Annotated in this window: 15 protein-coding genes and 1 riboswitch; of the genes, 8 read left to right on the top strand and 7 right to left on the bottom strand. The window is 70.0% G+C overall.

From position 1 onward, the window contains the following. Window positions 1-387: 387 nt before the first annotated feature. The gene (gene nagB / locus AB0898_RS03990) at window positions 388-1,173 is read left to right on the top strand and encodes a glucosamine-6-phosphate deaminase (protein WP_366801221.1); all 786 of its coding nucleotides are present in this window, start codon (window positions 388-390) and stop codon (window positions 1,171-1,173) included. A 37-nt stretch (window positions 1,174-1,210) separates the two neighbouring features. On the opposite strand, the gene AB0898_RS03985 is transcribed toward nagB, so the two are convergent. The 4 genes from AB0898_RS03985 to AB0898_RS03970 form a co-directional block, all read right to left on the bottom strand. Beyond that, entirely contained in the window at window positions 1,211-2,695 is a 1,485-nt protein-coding gene (locus AB0898_RS03985) for a glycoside hydrolase family 3 protein (protein ID WP_366801220.1), read from the bottom strand. Window positions 2,696-2,703: 8 nt separating this feature from the next. Then, complete coding sequence (locus AB0898_RS03980; protein ID WP_366801219.1) at window positions 2,704-3,549, bottom strand: carbohydrate ABC transporter permease; 846 nt, start codon at window positions 3,547-3,549, stop codon at window positions 2,704-2,706. Continuing rightward, complete coding sequence (locus tag AB0898_RS03975; protein WP_366801218.1) at window positions 3,546-4,532, bottom strand: sugar ABC transporter permease; 987 nt, start codon at window positions 4,530-4,532, stop codon at window positions 3,546-3,548. The genes AB0898_RS03980 and AB0898_RS03975 overlap by 4 nt, the downstream gene beginning before the upstream one ends. Window positions 4,533-4,870: 338 nt before the next feature. Then, window positions 4,871-6,151 carry an extracellular solute-binding protein gene (locus tag AB0898_RS03970; protein WP_366801217.1) on the bottom strand — a complete coding sequence of 427 codons (1,281 nt, stop codon included), beginning with the start codon at window positions 6,149-6,151 and terminating at the stop codon, window positions 4,871-4,873. A gap of 409 nt (window positions 6,152-6,560) precedes the next feature. Between AB0898_RS03970 and AB0898_RS03965 the strand changes: the two genes are divergently transcribed. The 6 genes from AB0898_RS03965 (at window position 6,561) to AB0898_RS03940 (ending at window position 13,660) form a co-directional block, all read left to right on the top strand. Further along, the gene (locus tag AB0898_RS03965) at window positions 6,561-7,325 is read left to right on the top strand and encodes a GntR family transcriptional regulator (RefSeq protein WP_366801216.1); all 765 of its coding nucleotides are present in this window, start codon (window positions 6,561-6,563) and stop codon (window positions 7,323-7,325) included. 167 nt (window positions 7,326-7,492) lie between these two features. After that, complete coding sequence (locus AB0898_RS03960; protein ID WP_366801215.1) at window positions 7,493-7,762, top strand: DUF3311 domain-containing protein; 270 nt, start codon at window positions 7,493-7,495, stop codon at window positions 7,760-7,762. Continuing rightward, complete coding sequence (gene mctP, locus AB0898_RS03955) at window positions 7,759-9,369, top strand: monocarboxylate uptake permease MctP (protein WP_366801214.1); 1,611 nt, start codon at window positions 7,759-7,761, stop codon at window positions 9,367-9,369. Before AB0898_RS03960 ends, mctP begins: the two co-directional genes overlap by 4 nt. A 79-nt stretch (window positions 9,370-9,448) precedes the next feature. Continuing rightward, complete coding sequence (locus AB0898_RS03950) at window positions 9,449-9,955, top strand: GNAT family N-acetyltransferase (RefSeq protein ID WP_366801213.1); 507 nt, start codon at window positions 9,449-9,451, stop codon at window positions 9,953-9,955. 88 nt (window positions 9,956-10,043) lie between these two features. Then, window positions 10,044-10,123, top strand: a riboswitch (cobalamin riboswitch). Window positions 10,124-10,268: 145 nt separating this feature from the next. Beyond that, a complete protein-coding gene (locus AB0898_RS03945; protein ID WP_366801212.1) occupies window positions 10,269-12,647 on the top strand; it encodes a ribonucleoside-diphosphate reductase subunit alpha in 2,379 nt (792 codons plus the stop codon). Continuing rightward, window positions 12,647-13,660 carry a ribonucleotide-diphosphate reductase subunit beta gene (locus AB0898_RS03940; RefSeq protein WP_366801211.1) on the top strand — a complete coding sequence of 338 codons (1,014 nt, stop codon included), beginning with the start codon at window positions 12,647-12,649 and terminating at the stop codon, window positions 13,658-13,660. The genes AB0898_RS03945 and AB0898_RS03940 overlap by 1 nt, the downstream gene beginning before the upstream one ends. Here the strand turns inward: AB0898_RS03940 and AB0898_RS03935 are convergent. Then, a complete protein-coding gene (locus AB0898_RS03935; protein WP_366801210.1) occupies window positions 13,573-13,833 on the bottom strand; it encodes a hypothetical protein in 261 nt (86 codons plus the stop codon). The two genes, AB0898_RS03940 and AB0898_RS03935, sit on opposite strands and share 88 nt — an antisense overlap. Window positions 13,834-13,926: 93 nt before the next feature. Between AB0898_RS03935 and AB0898_RS03930 the strand changes: the two genes are divergently transcribed. After that, window positions 13,927-14,889: a helix-turn-helix domain-containing protein gene (locus tag AB0898_RS03930; protein WP_366801209.1), complete on the top strand. Its 963-nt coding sequence runs from the start codon at window positions 13,927-13,929 to the stop codon at window positions 14,887-14,889. Window positions 14,890-14,924: 35 nt separating this feature from the next. On the opposite strand, the gene AB0898_RS03925 is transcribed toward AB0898_RS03930, so the two are convergent. Then, the gene (locus AB0898_RS03925) at window positions 14,925-16,295 is read right to left on the bottom strand and encodes a cytochrome P450 (RefSeq protein WP_366801208.1); all 1,371 of its coding nucleotides are present in this window, start codon (window positions 16,293-16,295) and stop codon (window positions 14,925-14,927) included. Further along, entirely contained in the window at window positions 16,292-17,374 is a 1,083-nt protein-coding gene (cyc1, locus tag AB0898_RS03920) for an epi-isozizaene synthase (RefSeq protein WP_366801207.1), read from the bottom strand. The genes AB0898_RS03925 and cyc1 overlap by 4 nt, the downstream gene beginning before the upstream one ends. Window positions 17,375-17,538: the final 164 nt, after the last annotated feature.

Genomic DNA, 17,538 nt, shown 5'->3' with positions numbered 1-17,538 from the left:
GAGGACGGAGGCTTTTTCAGCTGTTCGCCCTGCGGTGTTCGTTGCCTGCATTGTGGACTAGACCACGCTGGCATGTCCATGCATGGAGCAGCGCGGATTGCGCCGCGTAACGGGGACGAGGGCATGAACGACGGACGGCGGGGCCAGGTGGCACCCGATGCCACGCAGCCTAGCCCGGGGGCGCCCCTCAGGGGAGCGGTCGGCGGGGGCGATTTACGCCACGCGGGTGCACAGGGGGGCGCGGGAGGGGCACCCAGTGCCGCCGCGCGGTCCTCCTCGTGGAGCCGGTCCGGGAAAGGGCCCCTCTGCTAGATTGGTCTAAACCACATGGCGACGCGCGGCGCGCGCTCCCCCATCCCCAGCCCTCTTCAGAACGGCAGGCCCAGCGTGGAAGTTGTCATCGTTCCGGACGCCGCGGCGGGCGGCGAGCTGATAGCCGAGGCCATGGCCCAGCTGCTGCGGCGCAAGCCCGACGCCCTGCTCGGCGTGGCCACCGGCTCCACCCCGCTGCCCGTCTACCAGGCGCTGACCGCCAAGGTGCGCTCCGGTGCCGCGGACACCTCGCGCGCCCGGATCGCCCAGCTCGACGAGTACGTGGGGCTGCCCGCCGACCATCCCGAGTCCTACCGCTCGGTGCTGCGCCGCGAGGTCCTCGAACCGCTCGGCATCCCAATGGACGCCTTCCTGGGCCCCGACGGCACGGCCGAGGACCTCCGGGCGGCGTGCGAGGCGTACGACCGCTCGCTCGCCGAGGCCGGCGGGGTGGACCTCCAGCTGCTCGGGATCGGCACGGACGGGCACATCGGGTTCAACGAGCCGTGCTCCTCGCTCGCCTCGCGCACCCGGATCAAGACGCTGACCGAGCAGACCCGCGTCGACAACGCGCGCTTCTTCGACGGCGACATCGAGCAGGTCCCGCACCACGTCATCACCCAGGGCATCGGCACCATCCTGGAGGCCCGGCACCTGGTGCTGCTCGCGACCGGCGAGGGCAAGGCGGACGCGGTGGCCGCGACCGTCGAGGGCCCGGTCGCGGCCGTGTGCCCGGCCTCCGCGCTCCAGCTGCACCCGCACGCCACGGTGGTCGCCGACGAGGCGGCCGCGTCCAAGCTGAAGCTGGCCGACTACTTCCGCCACACCTACGCCCACAAACCGGCCTGGCAGGGCATCTGACCCACGGGGCCTCTCGGCCCCGGGCAGAGGCTCCGGCTCAGACCGCCCCCGTGATCACCTCCGCCGCCGCCTGCCCGCACACCCGGGCCGCGCCGTGGGTCGCGATGTGCAAAGCGCCGCGGGCGGGGGCCTGGGGGACGCCCATTTCCACCACGATCGTGTCGGGGCGGGCGGTGAGGAGGGTGTCGAGGGCGGCGGGCATCCAGGGGTGACGGTGTTCGTCGCGGACCACGGCGACGATCCGGCGCTGCCCCGCCGCCGCGAGCGCCTCCTCGCCCGCCTTCTCGCCGGAGAAGCCGCCGGTGCGGGTGCCCGGCAGCAGGCGGGCCAGTTCGGCGCCGACGCCCCAGGGGGTCTCGGCGCCGACCGCGATGTTGGCGACGGGCGTGAACGCGGCGACGTACGGCGCCTCGGTGAGCGGGGTGAAGTCCGCGCCGCCGGTCACCCGCAGGGCCCGGCGGGCCGCGCGCAGCCCCACCTCGGGGTCGGGCGCGGTGGCGGTGCCGGCCGCGGCGGTGGCCCAGGCGGCCAGTTCGCGCACCCGGCGGGCGGCGTCCGCGAGCCGCTCCTCGGGGAGGTCACCGGAGCGCACCGCCGTCACCAGGGCGTCCCGCAGCCGTCGTACCGTCTCGTCGTCCGCGAGTCCGCCGCCCACGCAGATCGCGTCGGCGCCGGCCGCGACGGCGAGGACGCTGCCGCGCTCGATGCCGTAGCCGGCGGAGATGGCGCGCATCTCCATGCCGTCGGTGACGATCAGCCCCTCGTAGCCGAGCGTGCCGCGCAGCAGGTCCGTGAGGATCGCCCGGGAGAGGGTCGCCGGGCGGTCCGGGTCCAGCGCCGGGACGAGGATGTGGGCGCTCATCACCGCGCGCGTGCCCGCCTCGATCGCCGCCCGGAAGGGGGCGAGGTCGCGGTGGTCCAGGGTGTCCGCGTCCACGTCGATGCGGGGCAGCGCGTGGTGGGAGTCCACGGCGGTGTCGCCGTGCCCGGGGAAGTGCTTGGTGCAGGCGGCGACCCCGGCGGACTGGAGGCCCTCCACGTACGCGGCGGTGTGCCGGGCGACCAGTTCGGTGCCGGCGCCGAAGGAGCGGACGCCGATGACCGGGTTGGCGGGGTTGGAGTTGACGTCGGCGGAGGGCGCCCAGTTGAGGTGGACCCCGCAGTCGGCCAGGCGGCGGCCCAGCTCCCGGGCAACCGCGCGGGTCAGCTCCGTGTCGTCCACCGCGCCGAGGGCGTGGTTGCCGGGGAAGGAGGAGCCGCTGCGGGCCTCCAGGCGGGTGACGTCACCGCCCTCCTCGTCGATGGCGACCAGGACGTCGGGCCGTTCGGTACGCAACTGCGCGGTGAGCGCGGCGAGTTGCTCGGGCGAGGTGATGTTGCGGCCGAACAGGCCGACCGAGGCGAGGCCTTCACCGAGGCGGCGCAGCAGCCAGTCGGGGGCGGTGGTGCCGGTGAAGCCGGGCTGGAGGACGGTCAGCGCGTCCCGGGTGAGGGTGTCGCTGCCGCGGGCGAGTGTCGTCATCGGTGGCGTTATCCCTTCACGGCGCCCGCGGTCAGACCCGCGGCCATCTTGCGCTGGACCAACAGGAACAGGACGACGATCGGCACGGCCATCATGGTGGCGCCGGCCATCATCGGGGCGTATTCGGTGCCGTGCTTGGTGGTGAAGTTGCCGAGCCACACGGTGGCCGTCTGGTGCTCCTGGCTGAGCAGCATCAGGGCGTAGAGGTACTCGTTCCAGGCCTGGATGAAGCCGTAGACCGAGGTGGCGACCATGCCGGGGGCCAGCAGCGGGAAGACGACGCGCAGGAAGGCGCCGGTGCGCGAGCAGCCGTCCACCATGGCGGCCTCCTCCAGCTCGCGCGGGATGTTGACGATGAAGCCGCGCAGGGTCCACACCGTGAACGGCAGGATGAAGGTCAGGTACGTGATGACCAGGCCGGGCAGCTTGTCGTACTGGCCCAGGTCGTTGAGCAGCAGGAACACCGGGATGATCATCGCGACGAGCGGGACCATCTGCACCGCGAGGATGCCGACGATGACGACCTTGCGGCCACGGAAGGCGAACCGGGAGATGGCGAGCGCGGCGAGGGTCCCGACGACGAGGCCGATCAGGACGACGGACAGGGACACCAGGAGGCTGCGGCCGACCGGGCCCCAGAAGTCCGCGATGTCCAGCGCGCGGCGGAAGTTGTCCAGGGTGAACCCCGTGGGCAGCAGGCTGGGGTCGGGGTCGATGGCGTCCTTGGCCGGCTTGATGGCCGTGTCGAGCATCCAGTAGACGGGGAAGCCGGCGGTCGCGAAGACGAGGAGGCCGAGGACGTTCCAGCCGAACCGGGCCGTGCGGCGGCGGGGGGCGTGGGAAGCCGCGCTCATTCGACCTCTCCTATCTTCAGCATCTGGCGCATGTAGACGGCGACCACGGCGAGCATCAGCAGGATGGTGACGACGGCGATGGCCGAGCCCTGCGCGTAGTCGTTGACCACGAAGGCGCGGTCGAAGGAGTAGGTGGTCAGCAGCTGGAACTCGGGCTCGGGGTGGCCGCCGCGCATCACGAAGACCTGCGGGAAGACGCCCATGTCCCAGATGACCGACAGGGTGGTGAGCATGACGACGACCGGCTTGAGGATCGGCACGGTGACATGGCGGAAGACGCCCCAGGCACCCGCGCCGTCGAGCCGGGCCGCCTCCTCCAGCTCCTCGGGGACCTGGGTGAGTCCGGCGCTGAGCGTGATGGTCACGAAGGGCACCGCGCCCCAGACCACCAGGAGCATGATGACCGCGAGCCCCTCGGGGCCGCTCGCGAACCAGTTGTGGCCGACGAGATCGACCCCGGGCAGCCGGCTGAACAGGGCGTTGAGGATGCCGTAGTCGGAGTCGAAGAGCCACTTGAAGACGGTGGTGGCGACGATGACGGGCATGCCCCAGCTCGCCACCAGGGCGATGTTGACCAGGGTGCGGACCCAGCCGGAGACGCGCTGGAGCAGCAGGGCGATCAGCATGCCGAGCACCATGGTGACGATCACCGAGCCGGCCGCGAAGATCAGGGTGCGCAGGACGACCTGCCAGAACTCGCCGTCCCCGAGCACCGCCGAGAAGTTGGCCAGGCCCGCCGGCTCCGGCGGCTGGAAGCCCCAGAGCTGGGACTGCCCGAACTTCTGGAAGGACAGGGTGACCAGGCGGGCGAGCGGGTAGCCCATGACGAGGGCGAGGATCAGCAGACAGGGCGCGAGCAGCAGCCAGGGCGTGGCCGCGCCGCCCTTCGCGCCGGGCCGGCGTGTTCCGTCCGACGCGGCCGGTGGCGGTTCCCGGCGCGGTGGCGGCACCTTGGCCGGGGTGGTCGTGTCTGCGGCACTCATCGCGCGCTCCTCAGCGGTCCCTGTGGTCGTACGCGGGCGGCGGCCGCGCGGTGGGTCTCGGGCTTTACGTGGACGGCCACGCCGTGGGTCTCGGGTTCTGCGTGGACGGCCGCGCCGTGGGTCTCGGGTTCTGCGTGGACGGCCACGCCGTGGATCTTGGGTGATGCGTGGGCGACCACGCGGTGTGGCTCCGGTCCTGCGCGGGCCGCGCCGTGTGGCTCCCGGTCCTGCGCGGACGGCCACGCGGCGGCCCGCGCGGCCGGCCGCCGGTCCCCGGGCGGGAAGTACGCGGGCACCGGCCCCGGTCGCGTCCGGGGCCGGTGTGCTCCGCGCTCGGGCTACTTGGTGTTGATGACCTTGTCGATGGCGGCGTCGGCCTGCTTCGCGGCGGCCTGCGGCGTCTGCTTGCCGGTGCCGATGTTCTGCAGCAGGGTCGGCAGGATCTGCGCCTTCTCGACCTGGCCCCAGCCGGGCGCCATCGGCACGAACCAGCTGGACTCGGCCGCGGTGGCCGGCACGGCGGTCGCCGGGTCGTCCTTCAGGGTGGCGAGGTCGGTCTTGTTGTTGGGCAGGTTGCCCTTGGCCATCAGGCCCTTCTGGCCCGCGGGTCCGGTGAACGCGTTGATCCACTCGGCGGCCAGCGCCTGGGCCTTGGACTTGACCGGGACGGCGAGGTCGGAGCCGCCGAGGAAGACCGGCATGTTCTTGCCGGACGGACCGGGCATCACGAAGTTCTCGAGGTTGTCCTTGAGCTTGCCGGTCTTGTCGTTCTTCGGGTCGGCGGCGGTCGCGCCCTCCCAGGCGGCACCGAAGATCATGGCCGACTTGCCCTGGCCGTAGACGATGTAGCGGTCGGACTCGTCCTTGGTCTTGTCGCCGTGCATGTACTTGTCGACGACCTTCTTGAACTCGGTCAGGCCCTTGACCGACTCCGGCGAGGACAGGCTCGCCTTCCACTGGCCGCCGCTCTCCTTGGCGATGGCGCCGCCCGCGTCGTAGACGAAGGACATGGCGGCGTACCAGTCACGGGTGGGCTGGTACCAGGCGTTGAACGTGGCGCCCTTCTTCTTCTGGATCTTGTCCAGGTCGGCGGTGAGCTCGCTGTACGTCTTCGGGGGCGTCTTGACGCCGACGGAAGCGGCCACGTCCTTGCGCCAGTTGGCCACCCGGCCGCCCGCGTAGTACGGCACGCCGTAGGTCTTGCCGTCGTAGGTGACCGAGGACTTCAGGCCGTCGAGCCACGCGCCGGAGTTGGTGAACTTGGCCGGGTCGAGGGGGGCGAAGGCGCCCTTGACCGTGTAGCCGAGCATCTCGGTGTTGCCCATCTCGACCACGTCGGGGGCCTTGTCGGTGGCGAGGACGGCGTCGAGCTTGGTGTTCTTGTCCGGCCAGCCGTAGTACTCGTGCTTGATCTTCAGGCCGGGGTGCTTCTTGACGACGGCCGCGTCGGCGGCCTTCACCAGCTCGGGCCAGTTGTTCTGCGCGTCGACGGTGAGCCAGACGGTCAGCTCCTTGGCGTCCGCCGCCCCCTTGCCCTTGCCGTCGCTCCCGCTCCCGCACGCCGCGACAGAGACGATCATGCCCGCGATGCCGATCGCGGCTGTCAGTCTGCGCTTCACGCCACCCTCCTCAAGGGACGCCACCCACCCCCCTGCCACCCCCTCGATGCACGGCTGCGCGCCGAACCATCCGTGGGACCGGGAACTGGACCAATGGTGTAGACCAGCACCGGGAGCCTGACCCACGCCAATGAGCATGTCAAGGGTGTTCCTGCGGGCCACGGGCGTCCGTGATGCGACCGAGATATGCAGGGACCTTTCATTGCTCAAGCGACAGATCGGACGGACCAGTTCCGGTGGACCACTGGCGTGAAACGCGGTGTGGACTAGACCAGCAGAAGTAGCGGCGGTATACAGGGAGGTCACGGAGCGTGCGGGCCGGTACCGGTCGCGCGCAGCCGTGCCACGATGTGGGCCGTGGCCGATGGACGTCGGTCGCTTTCGGCGTCCGGAGCCGGGAAGGCAGAGCATGAGCACCGATGTCAGCAGGGCGGAGAACGAGGCCGGCGCGACCGTCCGTACCGCGCGCGTGCCCAAGTACTACCGCCTGAAGAAGCATCTGCTGGACATGACGGAGACGCTTCCCCCCGGCACCCCGGTCCCGCCCGAGCGCACGCTCGCCGCCGAGTTCGACACCTCCCGCACCACCGTCCGCCAGGCCCTCCAGGAACTGGTCGTCGAGGGACGCCTGGAGCGCATCCAGGGCAAGGGCACCTTCGTCGCCAAGCCCAAGGTCTCCCAGGCGCTCCAACTGACCTCGTACACCGAGGACATGCGCGCCCAGGGCCTGGAGCCGACCTCGCAGCTCCTCGACATCGGGTACGTCACGGCCGACGACCGGCTCGCCGGGCTGCTGGACATCGCCGCGGGCGGGCGTGTGCTGCGCATCGAGCGGCTGCGCATGGCCAACGCCGAGCCGATGGCCATAGAGACCACCCATCTCTCCGCCAAGCGCTTTCCCGCGCTGCGCCGTTCGCTGGTGAAGTACACCTCGCTCTACACCGCGCTCGCCGAGGTCTACGACGTCCATCTCGCCGAGGCCGAGGAGACCATCGAGACCTCGCTGGCCACCCCGCGCGAGGCCGGCCTGCTCGGCACCGACGTGGGCCTGCCCATGCTGATGCTGTCCCGCCACTCCCTGGACCGCGAGGGCAACCCGGTGGAGTGGGTGCGCTCGGTCTACCGGGGCGACCGCTACAAGTTCGTGGCCCGGCTCAAGCGGCCGATGGACTGAGAATTCCGCCGTCCCGGGACTGACCTGCGGCGCTCCCACCGATCCCCGCACCTCACAGCGGCATATCAATACACGGACGAGGGGTTCCGCTCCCGCCTGCCGTCACCTAAATTGCCAGCGCATTACGCAGTGATCAACGCTGATCAACGAGGGGACGGAGCGGTGGCATGTCCGAATCACCCGAAGTGAGGCCTCCGGTGGTGACACCGGTGCGCGTCGTCATCGGCCTGTGTCTTCTCGCGCCGTTCGTCGCGATGCTGTGGGTCGGCTCGTTCGCGAAGACGGACCCGGCGTTCATCGGCATCCCGTTCTTCTACTGGTACCAGATGCTGTGGGTGCTGGTCTCGACCTCGCTCACCGTGCTGGCGTACCAGCTGTGGCAGCGTGACCAGCGCGCCCGCAAGGCCGCGGCTCAGAGCGGGGGTGCGTCCAAGTGAAGGACGGCGTCAACGGCGTGGCGCTCGGCGTCTTCGTCTTCTTCTTCCTGGCCGTCACGGTCATGGGCTTCCTGGCCGCGCGCTGGCGCAAGGCCGAGAACGAGCACTCGCTGGACGAATGGGGCCTGGGCGGCCGCTCGTTCGGCACCTGGGTCACCTGGTTCCTGCTGGGCGGCGACCTCTACACGGCGTACACCTTCGTCGCCGTGCCCGCGGCGATCTACGCGGCCGGTGCCGCCGGGTTCTTCGCGGTGCCGTACACGATCCTGGTGTACCCGCTGATCTTCACCTTCCTGCCCCGCCTGTGGTCGGTCTCGCACCGCCACGGGTACGTCACCACCTCGGACTTCGTGCGCGGGCGGTTCGGCTCGAAGGGTCTTTCGCTCGCGGTGGCCGTCACCGGCATCCTGGCGACCATGCCGTACATCGCGCTCCAGCTGGTCGGCATCCAGGCCGTCCTGGACGTGATGGGCGTGGGCGGCGGCGAGAACACCAACTGGTTCGTGAAGGACCTGCCGCTGCTGATCGCCTTCGGTGTGCTCGCGGCCTACACCTACTCCTCGGGCCTGCGCGCCCCGGCGCTGATCGCGTTCGTGAAGGACGGGCTGATCTACCTCGTCATCGCGGTGGCGATCATCTACATCCCGATCAAGCTGGGCGGCTTCGACCACATCTTCGCGGCCGCCGACAAGAAGTTCACGACGGCGGGCGCGGGCGGCCTGGTCCCGGCCCCGGCGGGCCAGTGGACGTACGCCACGCTGGCACTCGGCTCGGCGCTCGCGCTGTTCATGTACCCGCACTCGATCACGGCGACCCTGTCGTCCAAGAGCCGTGACGTGATCCGCCGCAACACCACGATCCTGCCGCTGTACTCCCTGATGCTGGGCCTGCTCGCGCTGCTCGGCTTCATGGCGATCGCGGCCGGGGTGAAGGTGGCCAACGGGCAGCTGGCGATCCCGCAGCTGTTCGAGGACATGTTCCCGAGCTGGTTCGCGGGCGTGGCCTTCGCGGCGATCGGCATCGGCGCGCTGGTCCCGGCGGCCATCATGTCGATCGCGGCCGCGAATCTGTTCACCCGGAACATCTACAAGGACTTCATCAAACCGGACGCGACCCCCAAGCAGGAGGCGCAGGTCTCCAAGCTGGTGTCGCTGCTGGTGAAGGTGGGTGCGCTGGCGTTCGTCCTCACCATGGACAAGACGGTGGCGATCAACTTCCAGCTCCTGGGCGGCATCTGGATCCTCCAGACCTTCCCGGCGCTGGTCGGCGGTCTGTTCACCCGCTGGTTCCACCGCTGGGCGCTGCTCGCCGGCTGGGCGGTCGGCATGGTCTACGGCACGCTCGCCGCGTACGGGGTCGCCTCGCCGACGCAGGCGCACTTCGGCGGCTCGGCCAAGGAGATCCCGGGCATCGGTGAGATCGGCTACATCGGCCTGACGGCCTTCGTGCTGAACGTCGTGGTCACCGTGGTCGGAACCTTCGTCCTGAAGGCTCTGAAGGCCCCCGAGGGCGTGGACGAGACCCGGCCCGGGGACTACACGGCGGACGCGGGCGACGCGGGCGTCGAGGTCGAGCTGCCGCCCGCCACGGCAGGAAGCGCGCACTAGTCCCAGAATCGCTCGACTCCCTTGCGGGCCGCCGGTAATGCGAGAGCGCCGGCGGCCCGCTGTCGTCCACACTCCCGGTATGGACTTCCTCATCCGGCCGGCCCGCCCCGACGAGTACACGGAGCTGGGCGAGATCACCGCACGGGCATACCTCCAGGACGGGCTCCTCGACTTCGGGGAGGGCGACGCGTATCTGGCGGAGCTGCGGGACGTGGCGAAACGGGCGGGCGCCGCCGAGGTGCTGGTGGCGGTGCGGGACGGGGTGCTGCTGGGCGGTGTGACGTTCGTCCCGTCCGGCGGTCCGATGGCCGACATCGCCGGTGAGGGCGAGGCGGAGATCCGGATGCTGGCGGTCGGGCACGCGGGCCGGGGGCAGGGAGCCGGGGAAGCGCTCGTACGGGCCTGTGTGGAGCGCGCGCGGGCCGTGGAGGGGTGTGTACGGGTCGTGCTGTCGACCCAGCCGACGATGCGCACCGCCCATCGGATCTACGCGCGCCTCGGTTTTGTTCGCACACCCGAGCGGGACTGGAACCCCCTGCCCGGCCTGCCGGAGATCGCCCTGCTTACCTACGAGTTCACGCTCTGAGATCACCGCGACACACGACAGACACAACATCTGGGGGTGACGCGACAGCACGGCACTAGATGTATGCTCATCCTCGCTGTCGTCGCAGGGGAATCCGGTGCGAATCCGGAACTGTCCCGCAACGGTGTACTCGCGTGCTTTGTGCACGCCCGCTTCAGTCCGAGGACCTGCCGACAGCGCGCCCGGCCGTCCGGTCCGGGTGCCCCGAAGACGTCCGGGCCTCGCGGAGTGGGCTGGTGGACGCGACGCGTGCGCGCTCGTGCCCTCCCCTGCCCTCCGCCCGGCCCCCGTGCCCAGCGAGGGAGAGCCCCACGTGACCATCGCGCCGTCCGACCCGGCTTCAGCCACCCCGGTGAACCGGGTGGAGAACGACGGTCCCGGAGCAGTGCTGCTGCGGACCCTGACCGAGCTGACCGCGGACCTTCCCGACGCCGACCCCGGACGGGTCGCCGCCGCCGCGCTGCGCGGCCGCTCGGCGAAGGCCGACGAGGCCGAGCTGCGCGAGCTGGCGACCGAGGCCGCCGCCGGTCTGATCTCCGAGGACCCCGCCTACTCGCGGCTGGCCGCCCGGCTGCTCACGCTCTCCATCCGCGCCGAGGCCGCCTCGCAGGGCGTGACCTGCTTCACCGAGTCGGTGACCGTGGGCCACCGCGAGGGCCTGGTCGCCGACCGTACGGCCGACTTCGTCGCGCTGCACGCCGCCCGTCTCGACGCGCTGATCGACACCGGCGCCGACGACCGCTTCGGCTACTTCGGCCTGCGCACCCTGCACAGCCGCTACCTGCTGCGCCACCCCATCACCCGCAAGGTGATCGAGACCCCGCAGCACTTCATGCTGCGCGTGGCCAGCGGTCTGGCGGAGAACGACAGCGCCCCCGCCGTGGATGAAGTGGCCGCGCTCTACGGCCTGATGAGCCGCCTGGACTACCTGCCGTCCTCCCCCACGCTGTTCAACTCCGGTACCCGGCACCCCCAGATGTCGTCCTGCTACCTGCTGGACTCCCCGCTGGACGAGCTGGACTCCATCTACGACCGCTACCACCAGGTGGCCCGCCTCTCCAAGCACGCCGGCGGCATCGGTCTGTCCTACTCCCGCATCCGCAGCCGGGGTTCGCTGATCCGGGGCACCAACGGGCACTCCAACGGCATCGTGCCGTTCCTGAAGACGCTGGACGCCTCGGTGGCCGCGGTGAACCAGGGCGGGCGGCGCAAGGGCGCGGCCGCGGTGTACCTGGAGACCTGGCACTCCGACATCGAGGAGTTCCTGGAGCTGCGCGACAACACCGGTGAGGACGCGCGCCGTACGCACAACCTGAACCTCGCGCACTGGATCCCGGACGAGTTCATGCGCCGGGTCAACGCCGACGAGCAGTGGTCGCTGTTCTCCCCGGCGGACGTGCCCGAGCTGGTCGACCTGTGGGGCGAGGAGTTCGACGCCGCCTACCGCAAGGCCGAGGCGTCGGGTCTGGCGAAGAAGACCATGCCGGCCCGTGAGCTGTACGGCCGCATGATGCGCACCCTCGCGCAGACCGGCAACGGCTGGATGACCTTCAAGGACGCCGCCAACCGCACCGCCAACCAGACGGCGCTGCCGGGCAACGTGGTCCACTCCTCCAACCTCTGCACGGAGATTCTGGAGGTCACCGACGACGGCGAGACCGCGGTCTGCAACCTCGGTTCGGTGAACCTGGGCGCCTTCGTGGTGGACGGCGACATCGACTGGGCGCGCCTGGACGAGACCGTCCGCACGGCCGTGACCTTCCTCGACCGGGTCGTGGACATCAACTTCTACCCGACCGAGCAGGCGGGCCGCTCCAACGCCAAGTGGCGTCCGGTGGGCCTCGGCGCGATGGGCCTCCAGGACGTCTTCTTCAAGCTGCGCGTGCCCTTCGACTCCCCCGAGGCGAAGGCGCTCTCCACGAAGATCGCCGAGCGGATCATGCTGGCCGCCTACGAGGCGTCCGCCGACCTGGCCGAGCGCAGCGGCCCGCTGCCGGCCTGGGAGCAGACCCGTACCGCCCAGGGCGTGCTGCACCCCGACCACTACGGCGTCGAGCTGACCTGGCCGGAGCGCTGGGCCGCCCTGCGGGAGCGGATCGCCGCCACCGGCATGCGCAACTCGCTGCTGCTGGCCATCGCCCCGACCGCCACCATCGCCTCCATCGCGGGCGTCTACGAGTGCATCGAGCCGCAGGTGTCCAACCTGTTCAAGCGCGAGACGCTCTCGGGCGAGTTCCTCCAGGTCAACTCCTACCTGGTGCAGGAGCTGAAGGACCTCGGCGTGTGGGACGCCCGCACCCGTGAGGCGCTGCGCGAGGCCAACGGCTCGGTGCAGGACTTCGTCTGGATCCCCGAGGACGTGCGGGCGCTGTACCGCACCGCGTGGGAGATCCCGCAGCGCGGCCTGATCGACATGGCCGCCGCGCGGACCCCGTTCCTGGACCAGGCGCAGTCGCTGAACCTGTTCCTGGAGACGCCGACCATCGGCAAGCTCTCCTCGATGTACTCCTACGCCTGGAAGTCGGGTCTGAAGACCACGTACTACCTGCGCTCGCGCCCGGCGACCCGGATCGCCCGTGCCGCCCAGGGCCAGGCGCAGCCGGCCAAGACCATCCCCGTCCAGCAGGCGGCCGACCCCGACGCCGTCGCCTGCTCCCTGGAAAACCCCGAGTCCTGCGAGGCCTGCCAGTAATGTCCAACGAAACGAAGAACCTGCTCGACCCCGGCTTCGAGCTGACTCTCCGCCCCATGCGCTACCCGGACTTCTACGAGCGCTACCGGGACGCGATCAAGAACACCTGGACCGTCGAGGAGGTCGACCTCCACTCGGACGTCGCCGACCTGGCGAAGCTCTCCCCCGAGGAGCAGCACCTGATCGGCCGCCTGGTGGCGTTCTTCGCCACGGGTGACTCGATCGTGGCGAACAACCTGGTGCTGACGCTGTACAAGCACATCAACTCCCCCGAGGCGCGGCTGTACCTGAGCCGTCAGCTGTTCGAGGAGGCCGTGCACGTCCAGTTCTATCTGACGCTGCTCGACACCTACCTGCCCGACCCGCAGGACCGCGCGGACGCGTTCGCGGCGGTGGAGAACATCCCCTCCATCCGCGAGAAGGCCGAGTTCTGCTTCAAGTGGATCGACTCGGTGGACAAGCTGGACCGTCTGGAGTCCAAGGCGGACCGCCGCAAGTTCCTGCTGAACCTGATCTGCTTCGCGGCGTGCATCGAGGGCCTGTTCTTCTACGGCGCCTTCGCGTACGTCTACTGGTTCCGCAGCCGGGGTCTGCTGCACGGCCTCGCGACCGGCACCAACTGGGTGTTCCGCGACGAGACGATGCACATGTCCTTCGCCTTCGACGTGGTCGACACCGTCCGCAAGGAGGAGCCGGAGCTGTTCGACGACCAGCTGGAGCAGCAGGTCACGGACATGATCCGCGAGGCCGTCGCGGCCGAGCTGCAGTTCGGCCGCGACCTGTGCGGTGAGGGCCTGCCGGGCATGAACACCGAGTCGATGCGGCAGTACCTGGAGTGCGTCGCCGACCAGCGCCTCACGCGTCTGGGCTTCGCCCCGGTGTACGGCTCGGAGAACCCGTTCTCCTTCATGGAGCTCCAGGGTGTTCAGGAGCTGACGAACTTCTTCGAGCGCCGCCCGTCGGCGTACCAGGTCGCGGTGGAGGGCACCGTGGACCTGGACGAGGACTTCTGAGCCTGACCCCTCACGGACGCCTCCTGGTGTCCCCGGTCCTCCTGGGCCTTCCCGATCTGCCGGTCGACGCGCCTGTCGCGCAGCGTGCCGAGCACCGAGGGAAGGGCCAGGAGGACCAGGATGCCGAGGGTGGCGACCATTCCGATGAGACCTTCGATCTGGTTTCCGTTCATGGACACCACTGTCCTGCGTTTGACTCCTGACCGGCACTGGCAGGACTGCCGCGCACCCTCGATTTCCTGCCAGCCGCGCGGCACACTGGCCCCATGCTGAAGAACGTGGCGGCCGTACTGCTCGACGGGGTCCACCCCTTCGAGCTCGGCGTGGTGTGCGAGGTGTTCGGCGTCGACCGCAGCGAGGAGGGTCTGCCGGTCTACGACTTCGCCGTGGTCTCGGCGGAGGGCCCGACCCTCTCCACCCACTGCGGCTTCACCGTCTCCACCCCGCACGGCCTGGAGCGGCTGGAGGAGGCCGACCTGATCGCCGTCCCGGCCGGCGAGACCTACGCCGAGCGCGACTACCCGCCCGAGCTGCTCGACGCCCTGCGCCGCGCCGTCGCGCGCGGCACCCGGGTGCTGAGCGTGTGCTCGGGCGTCTTCGTGCTGGCCGCCGCCGGTCTCCTGGACGGCCGGCGCTGCGCGGTGCACTGGCGCCACGCCGACCAGCTCACCCGGCGCCATCCCCGGGTCACCGTCGAGCCCGACGTGCTCTACGTGGACGAGGGCCCGCTGATCACCTCGGCGGGCACGGCCGCGGGGATCGACGCCTGTCTGCACATCGTGCGCAAGGAGCAGGGCCCGGAGGTCGCCAACAAGATCGCCCGCCGGATGGTGGTCCCCCCGCACCGCGACGGCGGCCAGGCCCAGTACATCGAGCGGCCGCTGCCCAAGGGGCCCTGCGACACCATGGGCGAGGTGCTGGCGTGGATGGAGGAGCACCTCGACGAGGAGGTCACCGTCGAACAGCTCGCCGCCCGCGCCCACATGGCCCCGCGCACCTTCGCCCGCCGCTTCCAGCAGGAGACCGGGACCACGCCGTACCGCTGGATCCTGCGCCAACGGGTGCTGCTCGCCCAGCGGTTGCTGGAGGGCACCGACGAGACCATGGACTCGATCGCCTGGCGCACCGGGTTCGGCACCGCGGCCGCGCTGCGCCACCAGTTCGTCAGGGCGCTGGGCACGACCCCGGCGGCGTACCGGCGCACGTTCCGGGGCCCGAAGGCCGCCTGAGCGTACGCCGGTTCGCGCCTGTCACCCCTCGGCTCTCACCACTCGACGGGCTCGACCAGCAGCTGGTTGGGCCGCAGGGTGATGCCCACGCGGGTGGCGTCGTCGGACCCGCTCACCTGCCGGAAGCGGTACTTCGCCGAGACGGCCGCCACGATCAGGCTCAGCTGGGCCATGGAGAAGTGGTCGCTCGGGCACTTGCGGTTGCCGACGCTGAACGGGCTCATCGCGTACTTCGGCACCTCGGCGGCCCGCTCGGGCAGCCACCGGTCGGGGTCGAAGTCGAGATGGCGCACGTAGGAGCGGTGGTCGCGCTGAATGGCGTAGGGGCTGTAGATGATGTCCGCACCCTCCGGAATGCGATAGTCGCCGAGCGTGGTGTCGGTCAGTGCGCGCCGGGTCAATATCCATACGGCGGGGCGCAGTCGGAGCGCCTCGACGACGACATTGTTGGTGTGCGTGAGCCGGCGTACATGCTCGAATCCGACGGGCTCGCCTCCGGTTACGGATTCAACTTCCGCGCGTACCTTCTCGGCGTGTTCCGGATGGTCCGCGAGGATCTGGAGCAGCCACATGATCGTGGAGGCCACGGTTTCGCTTCCGGGCGTCAGTATCGCGACGACCTGGTCGTGGATCTCCTGCTCACTGATGGGCTCGCCATTGTCGTCCTTGGCGTCGAGCAAAGCCGTCAGCAAATCGTCCGGCTTCTGTCCGGAGGCGCGCCGCTCGGTGACGATCTCGTCCACCAGGAGATGCAGATCGGCCAGGGCCCGGTTGAATTCCCGGTTGGCCGGGAACGGCAGCCGGTGGAGCGGTCCGAGCGGCAGCACCATACGGCGGTACATGCCCCGGAAGACGGTGGCGAGGTCGGTGCTGAGCCGTTCCGCGCGCTCGTCCATGTACTGCCCGCGCAGCAGGCAGCGGGCCGCGATGCGCACCGCGACCCGGAAGGACTCGGAGGTGGCGTCGACGGGCTCGCCGGGCCGCCAGCGCTCGGTCAGCGCGTGGGCCTCCTCCTCCATGATCGGGCCGTAGGCGGGTATCGCGGCCATGCGGAACGCGGGCTGTATGGTGCGCCGCTGGCGGCGGTGCACGGGGCCGTTGGCGGTGGCCACACCCTGTTTGCCGAGCAGTCCCTCCAGGGACTCCCAGACCGGTCCGTCGATCTTGTAGTCGGGGCTGAGCGCGAGTGCGCCGGTGAGCGCCGGAGCGGTGACGGCGTACACCGTCTTGGGGCCGAGTTTGAGGCGCACGACCTCGCCGTGGTCGCGCAACTGGGCCATGAACGCGAGCGGGTCACGGGCCAGTTTCAGGCCGTGCCCGAGCACCGGGACGGCACCTCCGGCGAGGGGCGGCTCACGCAGTTCCACGGTCTCGCGCGTCTCGGGGTTGACGGACTCGACGGTCATTTCTCACCTGCCGCTTCGTTGTTGACGTAAGGGGGCGTGGACCGGTCGTCCCAGCTGTCGACCATGTAGCGGCCGGACTCGTGGTGGAACCAGTAGACGGTGCTGAACCAGTTGCGCATATTGCCGACGCACATGCGCACGGCGTCGCTCAATTCCTTGCCGTGGACGGTTCCGTCGTCGAGAGTGCCGGCGAACAGCAGCGCGTCGCGCTCCGCTTCGATGAATTCCCGGACGCATTCCTCGACGCGCCGCCGGAGTTCGTCGACGGCCTCTTCGAGTTTCAGTCCCTCGTGTGTGACGAGACTGATTCCGAGATTGTGGACCTCGTCCCCCGCTATTTCCTTCGGCAGCGAGCAGAGGTCGTTGTACCAGGCGGCGAATTCCTGGCTCAGCAGCGCCGCCCGGCGGTAATCCGGGTTCTTCCGCACGGAATCCGGGAGTTCACAGCCGGCGCTCGGCTCCAGCAGATCCGTCCATATCCAGTGGGCGAAGGTGAGCCGCCGCAGCGCGAGATATTCCTCGACCCCCGGCACCCGCCCCTCGGTCCGGTTGTGGAACTCGCGGTCGTACGCCTCGATCACCTCGTGGAAGTGCCGGGCGAACCGCTGGTTCCAGGTGGACGGCAGGAACGAGTAGAGCCGCAGCACGCTGTCCGCGAAGCCGGCGACCAGTGCGTCACCGTGGTGCAGATGGGACGCGGGCGCGTCGAGCGCGGTGTGCAGCCGTTGGCGCAGCCGCCGCCAGTCGCCGGAGCGGCCGTGGACGATGTCGCGGTCGTGCCGGTCGTCCCAGACGAAGAACCAGGCGCTGTAGTCGGCGATCGCCTGGAGCACCTCGTCGGGGGCGCCGAGGTAGTACCCCGCCATGAGGTCCGTGTAGCACAGGCCGTCGGCGTACTCGCGCACCTTGTCGGCGGACATGAGGCGTTTTTCCAGCAGCCAGCGGCGGGTGTTCTCCTGAAGCTTTGGCCAATACGGATGGAGCTGCCGGGGAAAGGCGTCCTCGACCAACGGAAGGGCGAGAGACGGTGGTACGGCGATCGTGGTCGGTGATGTGGTGTCGCGTGAGAAAGCGTGCACGAACAGTCCCCTCTCAGCCGCCAGGGCGCATACCCCTCCCTGCTGTGCCGGGTGTGCGCCGTCGCGTATCCCCACCCTCCCCATTCAGCACCACAACTGACCGTCTGGGGAACGGATTTGCTTCATTCACCACCCCAAGTCGCCGGGATTCTTACCGCGAACAA

Source organism: Streptomyces sp. NPDC005435 (assembly GCF_040703155.1).
GTDB lineage: Bacteria > Actinomycetota > Actinomycetes > Streptomycetales > Streptomycetaceae > Streptomyces.
Note: the sequence above shows the minus strand (reverse complement) of the source record. Positions and strands in the feature narration are given on the sequence as shown.